The organism is Phaeodactylibacter xiamenensis, assembly GCF_000759025.1.
Taxonomy (GTDB): Bacteria; Bacteroidota; Bacteroidia; order Chitinophagales; family Saprospiraceae; genus Phaeodactylibacter; species Phaeodactylibacter xiamenensis.
In genome coordinates this window covers 1-2,317 of sequence record NZ_JPOS01000136.1, presented here as the reverse complement: position 1 = coordinate 2,317, position 2,317 = coordinate 1, and the positions used below count along the sequence as shown (strand labels likewise).

Annotated in this window: 1 protein-coding gene; it reads left to right on the top strand. The window is 40.7% G+C overall.

The features are described from left to right. On the top strand, positions 1 to 256 hold a 256-nt coding region (locus IX84_RS34270; protein WP_238578362.1), incomplete at its 5' end, for a hypothetical protein. Positions 257 to 2,317 lie beyond the last annotated feature (2,061 nt).

The following is a 2,317-nucleotide window of genomic DNA, read 5'->3' as shown; positions in this document are numbered from 1 at the left end:
CCGCTTGTTTTGTAAAAAAGGGATAAAACGCGAATGCTGTGAACATTGGCTACACACAAGCCGGGTAAAATCCTCCATTGAAAAATTAGAAAAAAGAGTCCGCTGCGGCGGGCAAAGCCAGGCTACGCCAATTTCGCCTTTGCCCACCGCAGCTATTTTGGTGAAATGGGATGAAAAGATTATTTTCAGGAATCCCGGCCTGCGTGTAGCCCGGGCCGTTCACAGACAATCGCGCAACAGAAAGAGGTATCTGTAAGAATTTGAGATAAAACTTGTCCCCGCCTAAAAAAGGTAAATGCCTGATTATCAATATTCAGAAACTGGGGTTGAATTGGTTAGTCCATTGGAGAATTGATCTGTTAAGGCGGGGCAAATGGAATTTCTACAGTTTTTTAGTTGGTTTACGAGAATCGGGATAGCCCGAATTGAAAAATTAGATCAAGAGTTACCGCGGCCCCGTTGAATGGAAATAAAAACGGTATCAGGAAAAGAGTCCGCGTCCAGGGGGCTTATGAAAATCAAAACGGTTAATGAAAATCAACGAGCAAATATGGGTTTCATGCCCGAATTTGAGATTTGCTCAAGAGTTCGCAGGTTCATTGAATAGATTTAGCAGGAGAATAATTGAATGATTTTCATTGGGTTAAGTTGGTTTTACGGGCGATAAAATAAATGAGGGTATCAGTATTGCCCGAAAATTGGTCGTCCAAATCGGATAATTTGAAAAACTTGAAAAAGCCCCCTGATCTCGTCTTCGAAAATAGAGAAATGGCCGCTTGTTTTGTAAAAAAGGGATAAAACGCGAATGCTGTGAACATTGGCTACACACAAGCCGGGTAAAATCCTCCATTGAAAAATTAGAAAAAAGAGTCCGCTGCGGCGGGCAAAGCCAAGCTACGCCAATTTCGCCTTTGCCCACCGCAGCTATTTTGGTGAAATGGGATGAAAAGATTATTTTCAGGAATCCCGGCCTGCGTGTAGCCCGGGCCGTTCACAGACAATCGCGCAACAGAAAGAGGTATCTGTAAGAATTTGAGATAAAACTTGTCCCCGCCTAAAAAAGGTAAATGCCTGATTATCAATATTCAGAAACTGGGGTTGAATTGGTTAGTCCATTGGAGAATTGATCTGTTAAGGCGGGGCAAATGGAATTTCTACAGTTTTTTAGTTGGTTTACGAGAATCGGGATAGCCCGAATTGAAAAATTAGATCAAGAGTTACCGCGGCCCCGTTGAATGGAAATAAAAACGGTATCAGGAAAAGAGTCCGCGTCCAGGGGGCTTATGAAAATCAAAACGGTTAATGAAAATCAACGAGCAAATATGGGTTTCATGCCCGAATTTGAGATTTGCTCAAGAGTTCGCAGGTTCATTGAATAGATTTAGCAGGAGAATAATTGAATGATTTTCATTGGGTTAAGTTGGTTTTACGGGCGATAAAATAAATGAGGGTATCAGTATTGCCCGAAAATTGGTCGTCCAAATCGGATAATTTGAAAAACTTGAAAAAGCCCCCTGATCTCGTCTTCGAAAATAGAAAGATGGCCGCTTGTTTTGGTAAAATCGAATAAAACGCGAATGCTGTGAACATTGGCTACACACAAGCCGGGTAAAATCCTCCATTGAAAAATTAGAAAGAAGAGTCCGCTGCGGCAGTCAAAGCCAAGCTTCGCCAATTTCGCCTTTGCCGGCCGCAGCTATTTTGGTGAAATGGAATGAAAAGATTATTTTCAGGAATCCCGGCCTGCGTGTAGCCCGGGCCGTTATGGGGTACCGCATCAGAATTGGTATTCTATGGAATTGAAAATATGAATTGTCCCGCCTCAAAAATGAAAACTCAGAATAGAGAATTATCCATAAATCTAGAATTTGAGTTCCCAATCGGGTAATTGAAATTTTGAAAGGCGGGTAAAGGTCCTGTCGAGTATTGTATTCTTTACGGATAATCGAACTGAAAACGAAAAATTTGGATGCTTAAGATTAACCGGGCCCATCTTGAAAAATGGGATTGGTTTTTTCAGGTGAGATTTACGTTTAGGCGGCTTTTGGAATAAAAATCAGGAATTTGAATCTCGTCCAAAAACAGAATTTAGAAATCTGGAATCTGGAAATTTTGAACTAAAAACCGTTGATTGAATCAATTTGAAAACCTAAGATCAGGAACCAAAAACTCAAGATTTGGAGAACCTGAAACTGATTTTGATAAATCTGGGAAATCGAATTGAGTAAATCAGGAATCAAAAATCAGGTTGAATCTTCTGGAGATTGAGACCTGAATCCTGAATTAGGTTGATTATCGTGAGATTTTTGGTTGATTA